Source organism: Qipengyuania xiamenensis, from assembly GCF_019711495.1.
GTDB classification, from domain to species: domain Bacteria; phylum Pseudomonadota; class Alphaproteobacteria; order Sphingomonadales; family Sphingomonadaceae; genus Qipengyuania; species Qipengyuania xiamenensis.
In genome coordinates, this window is record NZ_JAIGNM010000001.1 from 109,986 (window position 1) to 128,324 (window position 18,339).

At 62.5% G+C, this 18,339-nt stretch carries 19 protein-coding genes; 13 read left to right on the top strand and 6 right to left on the bottom strand.

What is annotated here, in order from left to right; translation table 11 throughout:
• Positions 1 to 4 precede the first annotated feature (4 nt).
• Positions 5 to 838: a pyrroline-5-carboxylate reductase family protein gene (locus K3165_RS14130; RefSeq protein WP_345720704.1), complete on the bottom strand. Its 834-nt coding sequence runs from the start codon at positions 836 to 838 to the stop codon at positions 5 to 7.
• Positions 839 to 1,000: 162 nt separating this feature from the next.
• On the opposite strand from K3165_RS14130, the gene proB reads away from it, so the two are divergent.
• The 6 genes from proB to recN all read left to right on the top strand — a co-directional run bounded on the left by proB (position 1,001) and on the right by recN (position 7,448).
• Positions 1,001 to 2,149, top strand: a complete 1,149-nt coding sequence (proB, locus tag K3165_RS00585; protein ID WP_221546945.1) for a glutamate 5-kinase — start codon at positions 1,001 to 1,003, stop codon at positions 2,147 to 2,149.
• Between the two features lie 69 nt (positions 2,150 to 2,218).
• Positions 2,219 to 3,019 carry an outer membrane protein assembly factor BamD gene (locus K3165_RS00590; RefSeq protein WP_221546946.1) on the top strand — a complete coding sequence of 267 codons (801 nt, stop codon included), beginning with the start codon at positions 2,219 to 2,221 and terminating at the stop codon, positions 3,017 to 3,019.
• Positions 3,020 to 3,257: 238 nt separating this feature from the next.
• Positions 3,258 to 3,431 (top strand): HP1242/YdcH family protein, encoded by a 174-nt coding sequence (locus K3165_RS00595; RefSeq protein WP_221546947.1) that lies wholly within the window; start codon positions 3,258 to 3,260, stop codon positions 3,429 to 3,431.
• Between the two features lie 79 nt (positions 3,432 to 3,510).
• The gene (nhaA, locus tag K3165_RS00600; RefSeq protein WP_221546948.1) at positions 3,511 to 4,707 is read left to right on the top strand and encodes a Na+/H+ antiporter NhaA; all 1,197 of its coding nucleotides are present in this window, start codon (positions 3,511 to 3,513) and stop codon (positions 4,705 to 4,707) included.
• Complete coding sequence (locus tag K3165_RS00605; protein WP_221548276.1) at positions 4,707 to 5,729, top strand: TerC family protein; 1,023 nt, start codon at positions 4,707 to 4,709, stop codon at positions 5,727 to 5,729. Before nhaA ends, K3165_RS00605 begins: the two co-directional genes overlap by 1 nt.
• A gap of 54 nt (positions 5,730 to 5,783) precedes the next feature.
• On the top strand, positions 5,784 to 7,448 hold the full coding sequence (recN, locus tag K3165_RS00610) for a DNA repair protein RecN (protein WP_221546949.1): 1,665 nt from the start codon (positions 5,784 to 5,786) through the stop codon (positions 7,446 to 7,448).
• 3 nt (positions 7,449 to 7,451) lie between these two features.
• Here recN and K3165_RS00615 read toward each other — a convergent pair whose 3' ends face one another.
• Complete coding sequence (locus K3165_RS00615) at positions 7,452 to 7,940, bottom strand: DUF2165 family protein (protein ID WP_221546950.1); 489 nt, start codon at positions 7,938 to 7,940, stop codon at positions 7,452 to 7,454.
• Between the two features lie 91 nt (positions 7,941 to 8,031).
• Between K3165_RS00615 and ligA the strand changes: the two genes are divergently transcribed.
• From ligA to K3165_RS00630, 3 genes are read left to right on the top strand one after another with little or no spacing between them, the layout of a single operon-like run.
• A complete protein-coding gene (gene ligA, locus K3165_RS00620) occupies positions 8,032 to 10,104 on the top strand; it encodes an NAD-dependent DNA ligase LigA (protein WP_221546951.1) in 2,073 nt (690 codons plus the stop codon).
• A gap of 5 nt (positions 10,105 to 10,109) precedes the next feature.
• On the top strand, positions 10,110 to 10,277 hold the full coding sequence (locus tag K3165_RS00625; RefSeq protein ID WP_221546952.1) for a glycine zipper domain-containing protein: 168 nt from the start codon (positions 10,110 to 10,112) through the stop codon (positions 10,275 to 10,277).
• 41 nt (positions 10,278 to 10,318) lie between these two features.
• Positions 10,319 to 11,425, top strand: a complete 1,107-nt coding sequence (locus K3165_RS00630) for a serine hydrolase (protein ID WP_221546953.1) — start codon at positions 10,319 to 10,321, stop codon at positions 11,423 to 11,425.
• Here K3165_RS00630 and K3165_RS00635 read toward each other — a convergent pair.
• From K3165_RS00635 to K3165_RS00650, 4 genes are read right to left on the bottom strand one after another with little or no spacing between them, the layout of a single operon-like run.
• Positions 11,422 to 12,120, bottom strand: coding sequence for a DUF2459 domain-containing protein (locus tag K3165_RS00635; RefSeq protein ID WP_345720141.1), 699 nt, complete (start codon positions 12,118 to 12,120; stop codon positions 11,422 to 11,424). The genes K3165_RS00630 and K3165_RS00635 overlap by 4 nt on opposite strands.
• Positions 12,117 to 13,019 carry a 50S ribosomal protein L11 methyltransferase gene (locus K3165_RS00640; RefSeq protein WP_345720143.1) on the bottom strand — a complete coding sequence of 301 codons (903 nt, stop codon included), beginning with the start codon at positions 13,017 to 13,019 and terminating at the stop codon, positions 12,117 to 12,119. The genes K3165_RS00635 and K3165_RS00640 overlap by 4 nt, the downstream gene beginning before the upstream one ends.
• Positions 13,016 to 13,951 (bottom strand): subclass B3 metallo-beta-lactamase, encoded by a 936-nt coding sequence (gene bla / locus K3165_RS00645; RefSeq protein WP_221546955.1) that lies wholly within the window; start codon positions 13,949 to 13,951, stop codon positions 13,016 to 13,018. The genes K3165_RS00640 and bla overlap by 4 nt, the downstream gene beginning before the upstream one ends.
• Positions 13,941 to 14,651, bottom strand: a complete 711-nt coding sequence (locus K3165_RS00650; protein WP_221546956.1) for an SDR family NAD(P)-dependent oxidoreductase — start codon at positions 14,649 to 14,651, stop codon at positions 13,941 to 13,943. Before K3165_RS00650 ends, bla begins: the two co-directional genes overlap by 11 nt.
• A 109-nt stretch (positions 14,652 to 14,760) precedes the next feature.
• Between K3165_RS00650 and sdhC the strand changes: the two genes are divergently transcribed.
• Genes sdhC through K3165_RS00670 form a run of 4 tightly spaced genes read left to right on the top strand, consistent with a single transcriptional unit; the run spans position 14,761 to position 18,247 of the window.
• Positions 14,761 to 15,141 carry a succinate dehydrogenase, cytochrome b556 subunit gene (gene sdhC / locus K3165_RS00655; protein WP_221546957.1) on the top strand — a complete coding sequence of 127 codons (381 nt, stop codon included), beginning with the start codon at positions 14,761 to 14,763 and terminating at the stop codon, positions 15,139 to 15,141.
• A 12-nt stretch (positions 15,142 to 15,153) separates the two neighbouring features.
• Positions 15,154 to 15,540, top strand: coding sequence for a succinate dehydrogenase, hydrophobic membrane anchor protein (gene sdhD, locus K3165_RS00660; RefSeq protein WP_221546958.1), 387 nt, complete (start codon positions 15,154 to 15,156; stop codon positions 15,538 to 15,540).
• Positions 15,540 to 17,381: a succinate dehydrogenase flavoprotein subunit gene (gene sdhA, locus K3165_RS00665; protein ID WP_221546959.1), complete on the top strand. Its 1,842-nt coding sequence runs from the start codon at positions 15,540 to 15,542 to the stop codon at positions 17,379 to 17,381. The genes sdhD and sdhA overlap by 1 nt, the downstream gene beginning before the upstream one ends.
• Positions 17,381 to 18,247, top strand: a complete 867-nt coding sequence (locus K3165_RS00670) for a glycoside hydrolase (protein ID WP_221546960.1) — start codon at positions 17,381 to 17,383, stop codon at positions 18,245 to 18,247. Before sdhA ends, K3165_RS00670 begins: the two co-directional genes overlap by 1 nt.
• Positions 18,248 to 18,339 lie beyond the last annotated feature (92 nt).

Consider the following 18,339-nt stretch of genomic DNA (forward strand, 5'->3'; position numbering starts at 1 on the left):
GTCGTCAGCGCAGCTCTACCGCCCGGTCATAGGCAGCCTGCAATGTAGCATGCAGGCGGGTGGAAAGGCCATCGTCGCCGTTGAGGGCATTGAGACCGGCGGCGGTGGTGCCGCCCTTGCTGGTCACGGAGTTGCGCAATTCCTCAAGATCGGGAGCGCTCGGTTCGCTGGCCATGGCGATGGCGCCGCCGATGGTTCCGAGGACCATGTCGCGTGCCTCTTCCTCGTCGAAGCCCTGCGCGATTGCGGCTTCGGCATAGGCTCGTGCGATCTCGAATACGTAGCCGGGGCCCGAGCCGGCTACCGCAGTCACACGATCGAGTTTCTCCTCGCTGTCGACGGTGATCGTCGATCCGGCGCGGCGCATGAAGGCCTCGGCATGGGTCATGTGACCGGCAGCGGCATGGGGGCCGGGGCAAATGCCGCTGACGCCGCGACCGATTGCCGCTGGCAGGTTGGGCATGGTGCGAACGACGGGGGCATCGCCCATCAGTTTCGACAGGCGTGTCGCGGAATAACCCGCCGCGATCGACAGGACATATCCGCCGGATGCGAGGTTTGCCGCGTATTCGGGCATGATATCGTCGATCATCTGCGGCTTTACGGCAGCCACAATGCAGTCGAAGCGTTGATCCGAGACCTGGCTGCGGTCGCTGACGAGCGTGACGCCTTCCGGCAGATCGCTGGCCATTGGATCGACGACAGTGATGGATTCGCTTCCGCTGATCCACTGGGAAAGTAATGCGGAGCCCATCTTTCCGCATCCGACAATAAGAATAGAATTTACGATCTTAGAATTCCGTTTCCGCGCTCTTGGCGCTATGTGTAATTCTTCAATTAGGTCTAAATCGAAATAAGCGAATTTCTATTTATAGATTATACTTGATATAATACTTAGAAAGACTTGCGCATTCGATATTTTAAAAAAGGCGGTTGTGCAGTGCACCATCTCTATCTACATTGTATGACAGAAATTTCAAGGTAGACAGATTTTCATTATATGACCAAGAAACGTAATATTGTTGTCAAAATCGGTTCGGCGCTCCTCGCCAATCAGGAATTGCTGACTCCGCGTTACGGTTTCCTCCAGCGCCTCCTCGAAGATGTCGCCCAGCTGCGGTCGGAGGGTAACGACGTGATCCTTTGTTCGTCCGGATCGGTCGCTCTCGGGCTACGTATCATCGGTGAAACGCCCGAAAGCGCGGGAATATCCGACAAGCAGGCCGCCGCCGCTTGCGGAATGCCGCTATTGCTCAATGCCTATAAGCAGGTCGGACACGAATTCGGTTTCGAGATCGCGCAGGTGCTGTTGACGCTCGGCGACTTCGAAGACCATCGCCGCTTCCTCAACACGCGCAACACAGTCGCGCGCCTGCTCGAAGCAGGGGTGATGCCCATCGTGAACGAGAACGACACGATCACGACCGAGGAAATCCGTGTCGGGGATAACGACCGTCTCGCGGCAAAGGTTGCCCAGATGGTTGGCGCTACCGATTTCATCATCCTGACGGGTGTGGACGGTCTTTACGATCGCAACCCTGACGATCCGGATGCCGTTTTCATTCCGGAAGTGACCGACGTCGGTCCCTATATGGATGCGACCAAGGGCAAGAGCACACTGGGTACCGGAGGCATGGAAACCAAGCTTCAGGCAGCCAACATGGCGCAGGAAGCCGGCGTCACGACCTGGATCGCACAGGGCGAAGTCGACCGTCCGCTGTCCACCGTCCTCAACGGTAGCCGCCGTGCGACCAAGGTCATCCCGAACCCCAACCCGCTGTCCGGCTGGGATAGCTGGATTGCCAACCGGCTGCAGATGGCCGGAAGTCTCGTCATCAGCGAAGACACCGCCAATGCGATCGCCAATGACAACAGGCCGATCCGGCGTGACGACATCGTGTCGATGGATGGCGATTTCTCGCGCGGCGACGTCCTCCATATCTATGACAGCAAGGGCATCGAGCGGGCGAGGGGACTGAGCGACTTCACCTCGGAGGAGCTGCGGGTTTTGACCAACAATCCCGATACCGATGCTGAGCAATTGCTCGGGTACAAGACGCGCGGCGAGATCATTCGCGGAAACAATCTCGTCATGCTCGAGACGCGCCACCTGCTGTGGGATGCACCTCCTGCCATTACCGAGGCGTGATCGCACACGGGGAAATCGCGCAGAACTTCACTTGGCGTTCAGCAGGGTGCTGGCTATAGGCTCCCCCCTATGACGACCACTTCGCGCTTTCGCCGCCTGCCCGCCTTCGGCACCCTTGTCGCCGCAACCGTCCTGACTGCGGCCTGTGCCGGTACCGGCAGCGCGCCGAAGGACACCGCCTATGTGGCGCGCGATGTGGAGACGCTCTACGCAGAAGCGAAGGACCGGCTGGATCGCGGCAACGCCCCGCTCGCCGCCGCCCTGTTTGACGAAGTGGAGCGTCAGCACCCCTATTCGCCCTGGGCCCGCCGCGCCCAGCTGATGAGTTCCTTCAGCTATTACGTCGCGCGCGATTACAACAAGTCGATCCAGGCGGCGCAGCGCTTCCTGTCGATCCATCCGGGTAACAATGACGCGCCCTACGCCTATTATCTGATCGCTCTCAACTACTACGAGCAGATCAGCGACGTGCAGCGCGACCAGAAGATCACCGAACAGGCGCTGCTCGCCCTGCGCGAAGTGGTGCGCCGTTTCCCGCAGACCGAATATGCGGCCGATGCGCGCCTCAAGATCGACCTCGTGCAGGATCACCTTGCAGGCAAGGAAATGGAAATTGGTCGCTATTACCAGCGCTCGGGCAAGTGGATCGCCGCCCAGATCCGTTTCCAGAACGTGGTCGACGACTACCAGACCACCAGCCATGCTCCCGAGGCGCTCTATCGCTTGACGGAAAGCAGCCTTGCGCTCGGCATCCCACAGGAAGCGGTGAAGTATGCTGCCGTTCTTGGTGCGAACTATCCGGGCAACGAATGGTACGAGAAGGCCTACGAGCTTATCGAAGACCACGCGGCAGGCGTTTCCGCCAGCTGATTTGCCGCGGCGGGCCAGCCGGCCCGGAAAAATTTTCTTCGAATCCTTGAAACCGGATCGATCCTGTCGCATTTAGTCAATGCGGACCGGGCCCCTCTGGCGTGCGCTTTCCAGCCCACGTGATGTCGGACCGCATCGGACAACCGATGCGTGCTGGCGGGCCCTCTTCCCCATCCCCCTCCCAGCCTGACGGCCCATCGGTTGTTCGATCCTTTTCGTTTCGAACAAGGAGACCGAGATGACGGCCCGAACTTTCAGACTGACCCAGATTCACCAGCGGATCGACGAGCGGCTGCGCATGGAGATGCGCAAGCGATCACCCGACACGCTGGAAATATCCCGCCTCAAGAAGATGAAACTGCGCGCCAAGGACGCGCTGCATCGTATGCTCCGCCGCCCTGCCGGCGCCTGAGCGAGCGCAACGTCGCGGCATGGCCGAAACGTCGGCGTGCCGCGACGCTCATCTAACGTAAGACTTGAGGGAAAATTCCATGGTCAGAGCAATCGCTCCCATGCTGCGCGACTTCCTGCAGAAGGAATCGGCGGGCGGCATCGTCCTTATTTTCGCAGCAGCGCTGGCGCTGGCTGTGGCGAACTCGCCGCTGGCGTCCGCCTACACCGGCCTGCTCGACATTCCCGTCGTCGCCGCAATCGGAAGCTTCGTAATCGACAAGCCTTTGCTGCTGTGGATCAACGACGGCCTGATGGCGGTGTTCTTCTTCCTCGTCGGCCTCGAGGTGAAGCGCGAGGTCCTCGAAGGCCAGCTCTCCAGCTGGAACAAGGCCTCTCTGCCCCTGATCGCCGCAATCGGCGGCATGGCGATTCCCGCCCTCGTGTTCATCGGCCTCAACCTCGATAGCCCCGAGAATATCCGGGGCTGGGCTATCCCTGCTGCGACCGACATCGCTTTTGCGCTTGGTATCCTGTCGCTGCTGGGCCCGCGCGTACCGGTAGCGCTCAAGGCATTGCTGCTTGCTATTGCCGTGATCGACGACATCGGAGCGATCGCGATCATCGCGCTGTTCTATTCGGGTGAGCTCGACACCGGCATGCTGGGCGCGGCCGCCGTTGTTTTCGTGCTGATGCTCGCGGTGGGGCGTGCGAAGGTCCAGTCGACAATTCCCTACATCCTGCTGGCGATCCTGATGTGGGCATTCGTGCTCAAGTCGGGTGTCCACGCGACGCTGGCCGGTGTGGCAGCGGCGATGACCATCCCGCTCGACAAGGACAGCGACCACGGCCCGCTGGAGCGGATGGAGCACGCGCTGCATCCATGGGTTGCCTTCCTCGTCATCCCGATCTTCGGCTTCGCCAACGCGGGCGTGACCCTCGTCGGCATCGAGCCTTCGGCCCTGTTCGACCCGCTGCCTCTCGGCATCGCGCTCGGCCTGCTGGTTGGCAAACAGCTCGGGATCTTCGGCTTTGCCTGGCTGGCAGTGAAAACCGGTCTCGCGAAGCTGCCCGACGAGGTGAACTGGCGCCAGATCCACGCCCTCTCGCTCCTCGCCGCGATCGGTTTCACGATGAGCCTGTTCATCGGCAACCTCGCCTTTGCGACGCCCGAGCAGATCGACGCCGTCAAGCTGGGCGTGCTGTCCGGATCAACGATGGCGGCTCTGGCTGGATACTTTCTCCTCAAGATCGCGCTGCCGCAAACGGCTGCGCCCATTGAAAGCTACAAAGAATGATGGAGCTTCTCACACAGGACTGGCTCGGAACCCCCGTATGGTTCTGGGCCGCCTTCATGGTGATCGTGATCGCGCTGACCGCATTCGATCTCGGCATACTGCACAAGGAGGACCGCGAGCTCGGGATTTCGGAAAGCCTCAAGCTCAGCGCCTTCTACATCGGTGTGGCGATGCTGTTCGGCGTATGGGTCTGGTTCGCGCGCGGCGAGCAGTCGGGCATGGAATATTTCACCGGCTTCTTCATCGAGAAGGCGCTGTCGATCGACAACGTCTTCGTGATCAGCCTGATCTTCACCTACTTCGCGATCCCGCCCAAGTACCAGTACCGCGCGCTCCTTTGGGGCATCATGGCGGTGATCGTCCTGCGCGGCCTGATGATTGCGGGCGGTGCGGCCTTGCTCGCGCAGGCTTACTGGGTGCTGTACATCTTTGCAGCATTCCTGATCGTGACCGGCATCAAGATGTTCTTCGCCGGGGACGAGCCGATGGACGTCGGAAAGAACCCGGTGATCCGCTGGATCAGCACGCATATGCGTGTGACGAAGGAACTCCACGACCAGCACTTCTTCGTGAAGGTGGAGGACGAAAAGACCGGCAGACTGGTTCGTGCGGCAACCCCGCTGTTCCTCGCGCTGGTGGTTATCAACCTTGCCGACCTCGTGTTCGCGCTCGACAGCGTGCCTGCGATCTTCGCGATTACGACCGATACCTTCATCGTCTACACATCGAACATCTTCGCGATCCTCGGCCTGCGCGCGCTCTACTTCGCGCTCGCTGCGATGGTGCACCGTTTCCACTATCTGAAGTACGCGCTGGCCGCCGTGCTGGTGTTCATCGGCAGCAAGATCTTCGTCACCGATTTCCTGCTCGATGGCGGCAAGCTGCCCGCATGGATCAGCCTCGGCGTGACCTTCGGCCTGATCCTTGCGGGTATCCTCTACTCGCTATGGAAGACGAAGGGACAGGAAGAGGCGGACTGGCCCGCACAGCCTGAGGAGAGTACGGCGCGCCCGCCTGTTTGAAACTGCACGCGAGAGGATGACGGGCGGGCGCGGCTGGGCTAGGAAAAGCCTGAAATGCTGACCCGCCTGTCCATCCGCAACATCGTGCTGATCGAGGCGCTCGACCTCGATTTCGGGCGCGGTCTGGGCGTGCTCACCGGCGAGACCGGGGCGGGCAAGTCGATCCTGCTCGATTCGCTCGGTCTCGTACTGGGCAACCGCGCCGATAGCGGGCTCGTCCGCGGCGGGGAGGAAAAGGCCAGCGTCTCCGCCAGTTTCGAGTTCGCCCAGCTTCCCAAGGCAGTCGCCGAGGCGCTCGACGATGCCGATATCGAGATCGAAAAGGGCGAGCCGCTGATCATCCGCCGCCAGCTCAAGGCGGACGGGGGCAGCAAGGCCTTCATCAACGACCAGGGCGTGGGCGTGGCTCTGCTGCGCGAGGTCGCGGGCGCATTGGTCGAACTCCACGGCCAGCATGACGATCGCGGTCTGGTAAACCCACGCGGCCATCGCGCGCTGCTGGATCGCTTTGCAGGTGCCGACACGGCCCGTGTCGAACAGGCGCATGCCAAGTGGCGCGAAGCCGAAGCACGACTGGGCGAAGCGCGTGATGCGCTCGAACAGGCGAAGCTCGACCAGGACCTTTTGCTGGCACATCTGGCCGAACTGACCACGCTCGAACCGCAAGCGGGCGAAGAGGCACGGCTCGCCGAAGCGCGCGCCGACATGCAGAAGGGCGAGCGGCTTTCTGGCGATCTTGAGGAACTGCGCCACCTTTGGGAGGGTTCGGATTCCCCGCTGGCCTCTCTTCGCGCAGCGGCCCGCAAGCTCGACAGGATCGCTCCCGAACATGCGCTTCTCACCGAGGCGCTTGCAGCCCTCGACCGCGCGGTGATCGAAGCGGGCGAGGCCGAGGAAAAGCTGGAGGCTGCCGCAGAGGCGCTGGTCCACGATCCTGCTGCGTTGGAGCAGGCAGAAACGCGCCTGTTCGAACTACGCGCTCTCGCCCGCAAGCACCGCTGCGAGGTGGACGAGCTGCCCGAGGTCATGCGTACAATGCGCAGCCAGCTCGATTCCATCGAGGGTGGAGAAGCCGAACTGGATGCGCTGGAAGCAGCAGCGACGGATGCCGGCAATCGCTACCGCGCAGCGGCTGAGGCACTGCATGCCAATCGCGTGGCAGCTGCGATGCGGCTAGACGAAGCGGTTGCGCGCGAACTGGCGCCGCTGAAGCTCGATGCAGCGCGCTTCCACACGGCCGTTGCCGAACTGCCGGAGGAACGCTGGGGACCTCACGGCATGGACAGCGTCGAATTTCTCATAGCCACCAATCCGGGCGCGGACTTCGCACCGCTGAACAAGATCGCCAGCGGGGGCGAACTCTCGCGTTTCATCCTCGCGCTTAAGGTTGCTTTGGCCGAGCAGGGCGGAGCGGCAACTGTGATCTTCGACGAGATCGACCGCGGCGTGGGCGGGGCGGTGGCCAGCGCCATCGGCGAACGCCTCGCACGGCTGGCATCGGACGGACAATTGCTCGCCGTCACGCATAGCCCGCAGGTCGCCGCGCGCGGGCGCACGCATTACATGATCGCCAAGAGCTCTGACGGCACGGTAACGCGTACCAGCGTGGCCCTGCTGGATCAGGCAGGCCGTCAGGAAGAGATCGCGCGGATGCTGTCGGGTGCGGAAGTCACGCCCGAAGCGCGTGCGCAGGCCGATCGATTGCTCGAAGGCGTCTAGAACCTAGTCGGCCGCTTCAGGCTGGCAAAGATAGATCAGCACGAAGAACCCGAAAGCGGCGAAGGTAAAGGCATCGGCCATCGAGCCGTGCCCGATCTGCGTCTGCCACATGTTGTATGCCGCCCCGCCGAACACGTTGAACAGCCCGAACCATGTGAAAATTACGAGGCCGCAGCCGAGCTTCGCGATAGTCATTGCCTTGGAATAGGCAGCGCTATCGCTCCGCCCGGTCCACAATTTCACTCCGCCCCAAAGGCTGGCCACACCAGCGGCGATCTCGCTCGCGAATATCACGATCAGCACGATCCACGCGACGCCCGGACCCATCACGGGCATGATGTTGGACGGATAGATTTCGTGATCCTTCTGCGAAAGCACATAGCCGATATTCTCGTGTGCTATCGCGAGGTTGATCAGGTTGTGGCCGACATAGAACAGGGCCATCAGGCCCAGCAGCACCATGAAAAGGGCTTTGAGATTACGGTCGATCATAGTTTCCCCCACCTGTGAAACCGCGACCCCGTTACGGCACTTTTCCCCGTGCCTTAGCTCATGCATAGCGAGTGAAAGGGGAATCAACCAAATGCCCGCGAGCAAGCCTGTGGACATAAGCGAAGCCGACGCCGCCAACGAGCTGATGCGCCTCGCGCGCGAAATCGCGAAGCACAACAAGCTCTATCATGCCAAGGATGCGCCGGAGATCACCGATCCGGAATTCGACGCATTGGTTCGGCGTAATGCGGAGCTGGAAGCGGCATTCCCGCACTTGGTGCGCGAGGATTCGCCCTCCAAGGTAGTCGGCCACGAAATCGCGGCTTCGCCCCTGTCAAAGGTTACGCACGAGGTTCGCATGATGAGCCTCGACAACGCCTTCTCGGCCGAAGAGGTCGAGGAGTGGGTCGCGCGCGTACGGCGGTTCCTGTCGCTGGACGAAGACGAGCCGGTCGCTATCACGGCGGAAGACAAGATCGACGGGCTGTCGTGCTCGCTGCGTTACGAGAATGGCAAGCTGGTCCGAGCCGCTACGCGCGGGGACGGGCAGGTGGGCGAGGATGTCACGCCCAATGTCGCGCATATTGCGGACATTCCGCAGATGCTTTCCGGCGACGTGCCCGAAGTCTTCGAAATCCGCGGCGAGGTCTACATGTCCAAGGCGGACTTCCACGCGCTGAACGCGGCGCAGGAAGAAGCCGGCGGCAAGCTCTTCGCCAATCCGCGCAATGCGGCTGCGGGTTCGCTCCGCCAGAAGGATGCCAGCGTGACGGCGAAGCGTCCGCTCAGGTTCTGGGCGCACGGATGGGGCGCGGCCTCGGACGTTCCCGGCAAGACGCAGGAAGAGGTCGTCCGCAAGATCGAGGCGTGGGGTGTTCCTGTCTCACCGCTCTTTACGCGCGTGCATGACGTCGAGGGAATGCTCGCGCATTATGACAAGATCGGACGGGAAAGAGCTGATCTGCCTTATGAAATCGATGGTGTAGTCTACAAGGTCGACCGGCTCGATTACCAGCAGCGGCTTGGCTTCGTCGCCAAGGCGCCGCGCTGGGCCCTGGCGCATAAATTCCCGGCCGAGCAGGCGGAAACAACGCTCGAGGCGATCGACATCCAGGTCGGTCGTACTGGCAAGCTGACACCGGTTGGCCGCCTTGCGCCCGTTCTCGTCGGCGGTGTCACCGTCACCAATGTCACGCTGCACAACCGTGACGAGATTGCGCGCCTCGGTGTCAGGCCTGGCGACCGCGTGGTCGTCCAGCGCGCGGGCGACGTTATTCCACAGCTTGTGGATAACCTGACGCGCGAAGTCGAACGAGAGCCCTTCATCTTCCCCGATCACTGCCCCGAATGCGACAGCGAAGCCGTGGCGGAGGAGGGCGAAGTCGATGTGCGCTGCACAGGCGGCCTCATTTGTCCCGCCCAACGTACTGAAAGGCTGAAGCATTTCGTCAGCCGCGGCGCGCTCGACATCGACGGGCTGGGTGAGAAGACAATCGACCAATTCTTCGCGCTGGGCTGGCTGGAAAGCCCGGCTGACATCTTCCGCCTGCGCGAGCGCCGTGACGCCATCCTGGCGCTCGAAGGCTGGCAGGAGCGGTCTGTGGATAAACTTGTGGACAGCATCGAGGCGCGACGCGAGCCGGATGCGGCGAGACTGCTGTTCGGTCTCGGCATTCGCCACGTCGGCGCCGTGACGGCACGCGACCTGATGAAATATTTCCACGAATTGCCCGCCTTGCGCGAGGTTGCCGAGGCTGCGCATGCCGGAGACGAGGAGGCCGCCCAGGCGCTGACCTCGATCGACGGTATCGGCGGCGCGGTGGTCGAGGCGTTGGGAGATTTCTTCCACGAGGATCACAACAAGGCCGTGTGGGACGACCTCCTCTCCGAAGTTTCGCCCCCGCGTTACGAGGTCGAGACCAAGGAAAGCCCCGTAAGCGGCAAGACGGTTGTTTTCACCGGCAAGCTCGAAACCATGAGCCGCGATGAAGCGAAGGCGCAGGCGGAACGCCTTGGCGCCAAGGCCAGCGGCTCGGTCAGCGCAAAGACCGACCTGCTGGTTGCCGGACCAGGAGCAGGCAGCAAGCTCAAGAAAGCTGCCGACCTCGGGATCGAGGTGATCGACGAGGCAGGCTGGGCAGCCATCGTGGCAGCAGCGGAGTAGCGCAGATGAACGCACGAGGCATTTCGCTCGGGCTCGTCTTCGGCGTGCTTTTCGGGATCATTTTCAAGAACGTCGGCATCGGCCTGGCGCTGGGCGTCGCATTCGCAGCCGCCTTCAGCGCCTCGTATGGCAAGTCCGAAGACGAGGATGACGACGAACCGAATGGCGTGTGAAAACTTCGGGAAACCATTGTCTTATCTGCCGTTAGGTTGATGTGAACCGTTCCCCGATCCTGATCCTCACCGTGCTGATTGTCGGCGCTTTCCTCGTTCTTGCGACTGCCGTCAGTACGCCTGCCGAAACGCCGCAGGATTTCGAAAAGCGCGTGATGCCGCAAGTGGTGGAAGATCCGCCCGAGCCGCCGCGGCTGACCGATGCCCAGCTCGCATTGCAGGAAGAACTTAAGGGCATAGGTGAGGGCTTCGAGGGAGCTGCCGGTATCTCCGTGACCAAGGCAAGCGATCTCGCCACCATCTCCTATCAGGGCGAAACGCCATTCCCGCAGCAAAGCGTGAGCAAGCTGTGGGTTGCGATGACCGCGCTCGACCTTGCCGACGAGGACGCTCTTTCGCTCGATGAGATGGTAACGATCCGCCAGCGTGACCTGACCGTGTTCCACCAGCCGATCCGCGATATCGTGAAGCGTCGCGGGGCATTCACCAGCGACTATCGTGACCTGCTGGACCGCGCCATCACAAAGAGCGACAATACCGCGAATGACCGTCTGTTGCGCCGTATCGGCGGTCCGCAGGCGGTCGAAGGATTCCTCAGGCGTAATCGCATCGAGGGTGTGCAGTTCGGCACTGACGAGCGCAACAAGCAGAGCGCAATTGCGGGCCTCGAATGGCGGCAGGCCTATTCGACCGGCAACGCGTTTTACGAGGCGCGCGACAGGGTGCCGGAAAACGAGCGGCGGCAGGCCTTCGAGGACTACCTCTCCGACCCGATCGACGGCGCAACGGCAGAGGGTATCTCAATGGCACTGGCGAGGCTGGCGCGCGGAGACCTTTTGTCTCCCAATTCGACCAAGCTCCTGCTCGCGACACTGGAAGAGACCAAGAGCGGGCCGAAGCGCCTCAAGGGCGGCGTTCCCGCAGGCTGGAGCTTCGGGCACAAGACCGGGACCGGCCAGTATTTCGATGGGGTGCAATCGGGCTACAACGATGTAGGCATACTCACCGCGCCTGACGGCACGACGTACACGATCGCGGTGCTCATCGGGCGCACGACCACATCCTATGCAGCGCGGTTCGAGATGATGCAGTCGGTCACCCGCGCAGTAGTCAGCTATCACGAGGGGCTGGACGGCGACGTCGCCTAGTCGGCAGTCGGATCGTCCACCCATTTCATCACGCCGCCTGCCAGCGGCGTCCAGTATCCCATGCGTACTCCTGACCGCGCGAGCACATCTCCGACCCATTGGTTGCAGGTGTTCGAGAGCGTATAACGGCCGCGCGCATCGTAATTGCGTGCACCCACTTCGAAGCTCTCGTAACTGAACCGTTCTTCGTTCTCGGGCAAAGGGGGAAGGGCAGCCTCGATCTCGCTGACGAGCCTGCGATACTCTTCCGGGCGCAGGGTCAGGTAGCGGTGATATTCGGAGGGGCGCGGGTTCACGTAGTGGCCGACGCGCATCAGCCCGTCACCGCCCATGAAAGCGATGCGCAACGCAGTGCTGGCCTTGAGGTCACCCCAAGTGGGTGTGTTGAGAAAGACCTCTTTTTCGCCCCAGCCAATCGCGACATGGGTCGGCAACCAGCCATCACGCTCGCGCGGCATTCCTGCGGAGGGGAAGGTCTCGCGCCAATCCTTCTCGGAGCTGACGATCGGCATGACGATCCCGGTGTGGATGCCGTTGCTTTCCACCATAATGCGGATGCCGTCCTCCGGCTCCGACCAGTCGGCATTTCGCGGGATGGAGCTGCCGACCCATGCTGCAAGCAGGAACAGGCCGAGGGCGATCACGGGCAGGGCGATGATGCCACCAACCCATGCAAGCACCCGCCTGCGGGTCACCGCGTATGGCTCCGGCGGAGCCACAGGATCGACCAGTCACCGTTCGTGACGCGCCGGGCCAGGCGAAAGCCCTGCCTCAGGTAAGCGGTGCGCACTTCGGCCTCCTGCGTTCGGAGCAGACCGGCCAGCAGAAGGCTGCCGCCGCGTTTCGTCACTTCGGCAAAGTCGGGTGCCAGTCCGACAAGTGGCCCTGCAAGGATGTTGGCAATCAGCAGGTCATAGGGCGCGCGCGCCTGTATCAGCGCGTCGTCGGTCCCCGGTGCAATGACCATTGTCAGTTCGCCCGAACCAGCGCCCATTGTGATGCCGTTGAGGTTGCAATTGTCCTCGACCACGCCGGCGCAGACGTGGTCGATGTCGGAGGCAGTAGCCTTGGCGTCTGGCCAGAGATGCATGGCCGCAAAGGCGAGCAGGCCCGTTCCGGTCCCGATATCGGCGTGATTGCGAACCACCAGCCCTTCGCGCTTCATCTGGTCGAGCATGGCGAGACAGGCCGCGGTGGTCTCATGTTGGCCCGTGCCGAAGGCCTGGCTGGCGGGTATCACGAAGTCGACGAGATCCGGATCGGCGGGATGTTCCGGCGTTCGAACATGGAAGCGGCCCGCACGGATAGGGTCGACGCCCAGCTGGCTCAGCGTGACCCAATCCTGTTCGGGAAGTTTCTCGGCTGAGAAGTCTGGCGCTTTCCCGACGAAGAGCGATGCGACCGCACGCTTGTCCGCTGCCGTGGGCTTGTGGTCCAGCCACACCTCCAGGATCCAGTCGTCGGGCTTGTCCTCAGCAATTTCGCGGCCGGAGACGACAAGTTCATCGGGGAAGTCCCACGCATCCTCATGTGCAAGCAGCGCCGCCTGGACGGTCTTTTTGTCGGCCTCACCCGAAAGTTTCCACGCGCTCACTCGGCCGCCTCCTTGGCCAGTCGCGCATCGAGCCGCTGGCTCAGGGCGTCGGCATAGCGCTGGCATTCTCCCGGTTTGCCGTAGGTGCCCTCGCGCCAACGCTCGATCATGTTGCTTGATGACGGGTGCGGCGTGGTCAGGATATCGCACGGCAGGAAACGCACCTTGTCGATACTTGTGCGGAAGGCGCGGACCATCTCGGGGTGATCGGTAAAGCGGTACTCGTCCGCGGAGACAGCGGAGAGACTGTCGGCATAGACGATCCGGCTACAGACCGGCGGTTGATCGGGCGGGGTGCAGGACCACCAGCTCCAGCTCAACGCACCCGGCGTGTGCCCCGGAGTTTCGTGCGCGGTGATGCTGAGATTGCCCAGCTCAACGGTCTCGCCCTCGGACACGACCTTGCCGACCTCGACCGGCGTCATGTCCGGATGCCCGGAAGCGGCTTGCGGATCGTCGGCTGCGACCTTGCCGCTTTCCAGCACGGGGGCGGCTCGCTCGGATGCCACGATCTGCGCGCCGGTTGCCTTCTGCAATTCGGCATGACCGCCCACGTGATCGAAATGTTCGTGGCTCATCAGGATGTAGCGGATATCGGCCGGATCGAAACCGAGCGACCTGATGCTGGCAAGCACATGCGGAGCAGCCGCGTCCACACCGCTGTCGATGAGGATGTGCCCGTCTTCGCCGGTCACCAGAATCGCAGATATCCCGCAGGTTCCGACATACCAGCTATTGCCCATGAGCCGGAACGGCTGCGCCGGCTTGGCCCATTCGTCCCATTTCTCGCAGGCATCCACAAACCGTTCCGACGGGACCTCCGGATGCGGGGCTGTGGTGCCAGCCAGCTCGTCCTGAGCAGGCGCATCGACCTGTGCACTGGCGCAAGCAGTCAGCGCAAAGGAGAGGGGGAGCAGGTATCTAGCGTACATAGCTCGCCCCGTTCGCATCCAGCGTCGCTCCCGTCATGCTGGGCGGGGCGTCCAATGCACAGAATTCGATGATCTTCGCGATTTCTTCGGGCTCGGCGACCCTGCCTAGCGGGATGTCCGCGAGCAAGCCGTCACCGCCACGGCTTTCCAGATAGTCACCTGCCATAGATGTATCGGTGAAGCCCGGTGTGATCGCGAAGCTGTAGATCCCTTCGTGAGCGTATGCTCGCGCAATGCTCTTGTGCATCGCCAGCATTCCGCCCTTGCTTGCGGCATAGTGCCAATGCGCTGGCGAATCGCCGCGATGCCCTGCACGGCTGGCGACATGGACGATCCGGCCTTCACAGCCGCGCGCACGCCAGTGCTTGATGGCAAAGCGGCTGAGCTGGGCCGAAGCGGTCAGGTTGATGCGCATGGTGTCTTCCCACGCATCGAGCCATTCGATGTCGGAGCGGTCGATCGGGTTAGGGGCGAACAGGCCGGCATTGTTGACGAGGACGTCGATCTTGCCGCCGGCGCGGGCGAGGGCGGCTTGCCACAATTCCTGCGGCGCGAAGGGCTCGCAGAAGTCAGCAGGAACGGTGTCGGTGGTGTCGCTGGAGGTCGCCTGGCCGATCACGGTAGCGCCGCGGGCTTCGAGCGATGTCTTCGCCGCTGCGCCAATCCCGCGCGACGAGCCGGTGAGTAGAATGCGTGTCATGCATCACGCTATTCGAAACTTTGCGTCAAATGTCGAGGCCGCGCGCCTTGCGTGGGACGCCAGCTTCGCTAAGTAGGCGCCAGAAATTCATGGCAACGGACGTAAACGCATGGCAAACCGCCCGCTTTCACCGCATCTGCAAATCTGGAAATGGGGCCCGCACATGCTGGTCTCGATCCTCCACCGCGTCACCGGGGACGGAATGGCCATCGTTGGCCTCGGCGTCCTGCTCTGGTGGCTGGGTGCGATGGCTGGCGGTGCCGGCACTTATGCGACCTTTGCCGAGTTCATGGGCTCGCCCATCGGGATGATCGTGCTGGTCGGTCTCAGCTGGGCGTTCTTCACGCACATGATGAGTGGCCTGCGGCACTTCGTGCTGGATATCGGCGCGGGTTACGAGCTCGATCTCAACAAGACCTGGTCGATCCTGTCGCCCATCATCGCAATCCTTCTGACGGCGGGCTTCTGGGCCCTCGTCCTGCTTCGCTAAGGGGCCGCAATCATGGCACACGACACCCCCATCAAACGCGTGCGCGGGCTGGGCTCGGCGCATGAAGGCGCACACCACTGGCTGGTCCAGCGCTTCACCGCCATCGGCAATCTGGTGCTGATGCTGTTCCTCGTGACCAGCCTCGCCCTGCTGCCGGGCTACGACTATGCGACGATGTCCGGCTGGGCTTCGCAGACGCTGCCCGCTACCGCGCTGGCACTGCTGATCGTCAGCGTTTTCTGGCACGCACGTCTCGGCCTTCAGGTGCTGATCGAGGACTATGTCCACGATGCCGGCACGAAGTTCGCCACGCTTACCCTTCTCAACCTTGCAACCATCGGCGGCGGCGCATTCGGCCTTGTCTCGATCGCCCGTATCGCCCTTGGAGGAGCTGCCTGATGGCACACAGCGACACTTTCGAAATCGGCGGTCGCAGCTACCCCATCGTCGACCACACCTATGACACCGTCGTCGTCGGCGCCGGTGGTTCGGGCCTGCGCGCCACCATGGGCAGCGCGGAAGCCGGCCTCAAGACGGCCTGCATCACCAAGGTCTTCCCGACCCGTTCGCACACCGTTGCGGCGCAGGGCGGTATTGCAGCCAGCCTCGGCAACAACACGCCCGACCACTGGTCGTGGCACATGTACGATACCGTGAAGGGCTCCGACTGGCTTGGCGACCAGGACGCCATCGAATACATGGTCCGCGAAGCCCCGCAGGCGGTCTACGAGCTGGAGCACGCAGGCGTGCCCTTTAGCCGCAACAAGGACGGCACGATCTACCAGCGCCCGTTCGGCGGCCACATGCAGAACATGGGCGAAGGCCCGCCGGTGCAGCGCACCTGTGCCGCTGCCGACCGTACCGGCCACGCGATGCTCCACGCGCTCTACCAGCAGAGCCTGAAGTATGACGCGGACTTCTTCATCGAGTATTTCGCGCTCGACCTGATCATGGAAGACGGCCCCGACGGCAAGGTTTGCCGCGGCGTCATCGCCATGTGCCTCGACGACGGCACGATCCACCGTTTCCGCAGCCAGGCCGTGGTCCTTGCGACCGGCGGTTATGGCCGCTGCTACTTCACCGCGACCAGCGCCCACACCTGCACCGGCGACGGTGGCGGCATGGTGCTGCGTGCAGGCCTGCCGCTGCAGGACATGGAATTCGTCCAGTTCCATCCGACCGGTATTTACGGCGCGGGCGTGCTCATCACCGAAGGCGCGCGCGGCGAGGGCGGTTACCTCACCAACTCCGAAGGCGAGCGTTTCATGGAACGCTACGCCCCGTCGGCCAAGGACCTCGCATCGCGCGACGTCGTGTCGCGTTCGATGGCTTTGGAAATGCGCGAAGGCCGCGGCGTCGGTCCCGATGGCGACCACATCTACCTGCACCTCGATCACATCGATCCCAAGGTGCTGGGCGAGCGCCTGCCGGGCATCACCGAAAGCGGAAAGATCTTCGCAGGCGTCGACCTGACCAAGCAGCCGCTGCCGGTCACCCCGACGGTTCACTACAATATGGGCGGCATCCCCTGTAACTATCACGGTGAAGTGATGGCAGGCGATCCGAAGGACCCGGAAAAGATCGTCCCCGGCCTGTTCGCTGTCGGCGAAGCGGCCTGCGTCTCGGTCCACGGTGCAAACCGCCTCGGCTCGAACTCGCTGATCGACCTCGTGGTCTTCGGCCGCGCGACCGGCCATCGCCTCAAGGAAATCGTCAAGCCGGGCGTCAGCCATGACGAGCTTCCCAAGGATAGCGCGGACCTCGCGCTTTCGCGTCTCGACCACTTCCGTTATGCCGATGGCTCCACGCCGACCGCGGCGCTGCGGGCCGACATGCAGAAGGGCATGCAGAAGCACGCTGCCGTCTTCCGCGACAGCAAGCTGCTCGCCGAAGGCGTCGAGGTCCTCAAGGACGTCAACAAGCGCATGGCCGATGTTAAGGTCCACGACCGCTCGCTGATCTGGAACAGCGACCTCATCGAAACGCTCGAGCTGGACAACCTCATGGCGCAGGCCAATGTCACCATGGCATCGGCCGAAAACCGCAAGGAAAGCCGTGGCGCCCATGCGCATGAGGACTTCCCCGATCGCGACGACAAGAACTGGATGAAGCACACCATCGCCTGGTTCGATGGCTGGGGCGGCAACGGCGGCGGCGTGAAGATCGACTACCGCCCGGTCCACGAATACACGCTCACCGACGATGTGAAGTACATCGAGCCGAAAAAGCGCGTTTACTGATGCAATGGCGGCGAGGCCTCGTTCTCGCCGCCATTTCGCTTTCGGCCTGTACGACACTTCCCGGCGCGCCTCCCACAGGGCTGGGCGCCGAAGCGTTTTATGCGAAGCACCTAGACGCAAGCGGCATTCCTATCCTGTCGTCCGGACAAGTGCCGGACGAAGCACTGGTTGCAGCGCGCGACATGACGCGCGGTATGTTCTCCCACCGGCCTGACCTCGCCGAATGGCTCGCCGCCAACGACTACCGCATCGCCATCATCGCCGAGGACGAGGCGTTGCTGGACCTTCCGGACAAGGCGAGCTGGACTAAACCCGCTCGTGACGATCCACGGCTGACGCGGTGCGAGCTCAAGCATTACGATGCGCGCGTCGGTGCCAAGACCGACCGCCAGTATTGGGACGAACGCGCCCGCGCCATCGGCGGCAAAAGGATGGCAGATGGGGCGGAAGATGTGCTGGGACTGCCGTCGAGCCGCTATTACGGCGAGACCATCTATGTCCACGAGTTGGCGCATCTCGTGCTCGATGCGATCCAGGCGACCGATCCGAAGCTTTATGCCGAAGTCGAGGGTGCCTACGCCAATGCGCTGGCCACCGGCCTGTGGTTCGAGGAATACAACACCACTACGATCCAGGAATACTGGGCGGAAGGCACGCAGTTCTGGTTCAATTCGAACCGTATCCAGTCCTTCGACGGTCGGCGCATCCTGAACCATTCCGATCTGAAAGCGTACGACCCGCAACTCTTCGCGGCCCTCGCCAAGGCCTATGGCGACAGCCACCGCCTCAAGTCCGATCCCTTCTGGATGAGCCCCGCGCGCGTGCCGCCCGGACCCATTCCTGAAAATACCGCCGAGGTTTGCTGAAAAACCCGCGGCAACGATAAGTTTACGTCCCCGGTCTATTCGGCGCTTTCAAGTATTTGAAAGACGGGGGCAATCATGGGTTTCGGACGCAA